A 2653-nucleotide genomic window follows, 5' to 3' on the forward strand; every position below is an offset into this window, starting at 1 on the left:
ACCTGAAGCCGGGTGTTCATTTCAAGGAAGTAGAAGTTCTTGTCCTTATCGACGATGAATTCGACCGTCCCTGCCGAGCAGTAATCCACCGCACGTGCCAGTGCCACAGCCTGTTCGCCCATGGCTTTTCGGGTCGCGGGATCTATAAAGGGTGACGGGGCTTCTTCGACGACCTTCTGGTGGCGGCGCTGGATGGAGCATTCGCGTTCACCAAGATAGATCGCATTGCCGTGCTTGTCGGCCAGCACCTGAATTTCAATATGGCGCGGTTCTTCGACGAATTTTTCGACAAAGACGCGGTCATCGCCAAAGGAGCTTGCGGCCTCTGACGTTGCACGTTCGAAGCCTTCGCGGCATTCGGCATCGTTGCGCGCAATACGCATGCCCTTGCCGCCACCGCCAGCGGATGCCTTGAGCATTACCGGGTAGCCGATATCATTCGCGATCTTGATCGCCTCGGCGGTATCCTTGATCACCCCCATATAGCCCGGCACGGTCGAAACACCGGCGTCAGCCGCGATTTTCTTAGACGTGATCTTGTCGCCCATGGCGGCAATCGCACCATTCGGCGGGCCGATAAAGGCAATACCGGCGGCATCAAGCGCCTTGGCGAAAGCCTGGTTTTCCGAGAGGAAGCCATAACCGGGATGGACGGCCTCGGCGCCTGTGGATTTGCAGGCCTCGATGATGTTTTCGATGATCAGATAGGACTGATTGGACGGTGCCGGACCAATACGAACGGCCTCGTCGGCCATCTGGACATGAAGGGCGGCCTTGTCGGCATCGGAATAGACCGCAACGGTTTTGATGCCCATTTTGCGGGCTGATTTGATCACACGGCAGGCGATTTCACCGCGGTTGGCAATCAGGATCTTGCTGAACATTTTTCTGTCTCCCAATTTGTCTTACAGCGGAATGTTGCCGTGTTTCTTTTCAGGGTTCTTGGTGTCCTTGTTGCGCAGCATGCCAAGCGCCTTGCAAACGCGACGGCGTGTGCCATGCGGCATGATGACATCATCAATGAACCCCTTGCGGCCCGCGACAAACGGGTTGGCGAATTTTTCGCGGTATTCCTCGGTGCGGGCTTCGATCTTTGCCGGATTGTCCATATCCGCACGGAAGATGATTTCCACCGCCCCTTTTGGCCCCATCACCGCAATTTCGGCGGTCGGCCAGGCATAGTTGACGTCACCGCGCAGATGTTTTGATGACATCACGTCATAAGCGCCGCCGTAAGCCTTACGGGTAATGACGGTGACCTTGGGCACGGTCGCCTCGGCATAGGCATAAAGCAGTTTCGCACCATGTTTGATGATGCCGCCATATTCCTGTGCGGTGCCCGGCATGAAGCCCGGCACATCAACGAAGGTGACAATCGGAATGTTATAGGCATCGCAGAAGCGCACGAAGCGTGCGGCCTTTTTGGAACTGTCGATATCAAGGCAACCGGCCAGAACCATCGGCTGGTTGGCGACGACACCGACCGTGCGGCCATCCATGCGCGCCATGCCGATAATGATGTTTTTGGCGTAGTCGGCCTGAATTTCAAAGAAGTCGCCCTCATCGACGATCTTGGTGATCAGTTCCTTCATGTCATAGGGCATGTTGGGGTTTTCTGGCACCAGGGTATCGAGCGAGAAGTCATCGCGATTGATCGGATCTTCGCAGAGGCGTGCGGGCGGGTCTTCCTTGTTGCACAGTGGCAGGAAGTCCATGAAACGCCGGGTCTGAAGCAGCAGGTCGACATCATTGTCAAAGGCCAGATCAGCAACACCCGACACACTGGTGTGGGTCGATGCCCCGCCCAGCTGTTCGTGGGTGACTTCTTCGTGGGTGACGGTTTTGACCACATCCGGACCGGTCACGAACATATAGGAGCTGTCCTTGACCATGAAGATGAAGTCGGTCATGGCCGGGCTGTAAACCGCCCCACCGGCACACGGCCCCATGATCAGGGAAATTTGCGGGATGACACCGGATGCCTCGACATTGCGCTGGAAGACATCGGCGTAACCCGCCAGGCTTTCAACACCTTCCTGAATACGCGCGCCGCCCGAATCATTAAGCCCGATCACCGGTGCGCCGACCTTCATCGCCTGATCCATGATCTTGGCGATCTTGCGCGCATGCGCACCCGAAAGTGCGCCGCCGAAAACGGTGAAATCTTGAGAGAATACAAAGACCAGACGGCCGTTGATCGTGCCATGCCCGGTGACAACACCGTCGCCGGGAATGCGGTTTTCGGTCATGCCGAAATCGACGCAATCATGTTCGACAAACATGTCCCATTCTTCGAAGGAGCCTTCGTCAAGCAGTACATCAAGGCGTTCACGCGCGGTGAGCTTGCCCTTGGCATGCTGATTATCAATGCGGCGCTGGCCGCCGCCCATGGCAGCTTCGGCGCGCTTCGCTTCGAGTTTGGCGACAATATCCTGCATGTTGCGTTTTCCTTGCTGTGATCGGCCTTCTGGCACTTTTCGGCCCGGTATGCGCGTCTGGAGAATGAAATAGCATTATTCGGTACTGGAATGCCAATTATTTTTACTGTTCTGACAGAGCTCCAGAATAATCCCTAAACGCCTGATTTCCCTAACGTCATTTCGATATATCCGTGCGGGCTGAACTAAAGTCTAGATGTGGAACCTCAATAGGT

At 55.9% G+C, this 2653-nt stretch carries 2 protein-coding genes; both read right to left on the reverse strand.

All coding sequences use genetic code 11. The annotated features are described in order from the left end of the window. On the reverse strand, positions 1–884 hold an 884-nt coding region (locus B2T33_RS06005), incomplete at its 3' end, for an acetyl-CoA carboxylase biotin carboxylase subunit (protein ID WP_286791445.1). Positions 885–905: 21 nt separating this feature from the next. Beyond that, the gene (locus B2T33_RS06010) at positions 906–2438 is read right to left on the reverse strand and encodes an acyl-CoA carboxylase subunit beta (RefSeq protein WP_197145328.1); all 1533 of its coding nucleotides are present in this window, start codon (positions 2436–2438) and stop codon (positions 906–908) included. Positions 2439–2653: the final 215 nt, after the last annotated feature.

The sequence above is a fragment of the Thalassospira sp. UBA4513 genome (genome assembly GCF_002388495.1).
Lineage (GTDB): Bacteria > Pseudomonadota > Alphaproteobacteria > Rhodospirillales > Thalassospiraceae > Thalassospira > Thalassospira tepidiphila.

Excerpts from the sequence above, each read along its gene's own strand:
- B2T33_RS06010 (WP_197145328.1), bottom strand. The coding sequence starts at position 2,438 with ATGCAGGATATTGTCGCCAAACTCGAAGCGAAGCGCGCCGAAGCTGCC.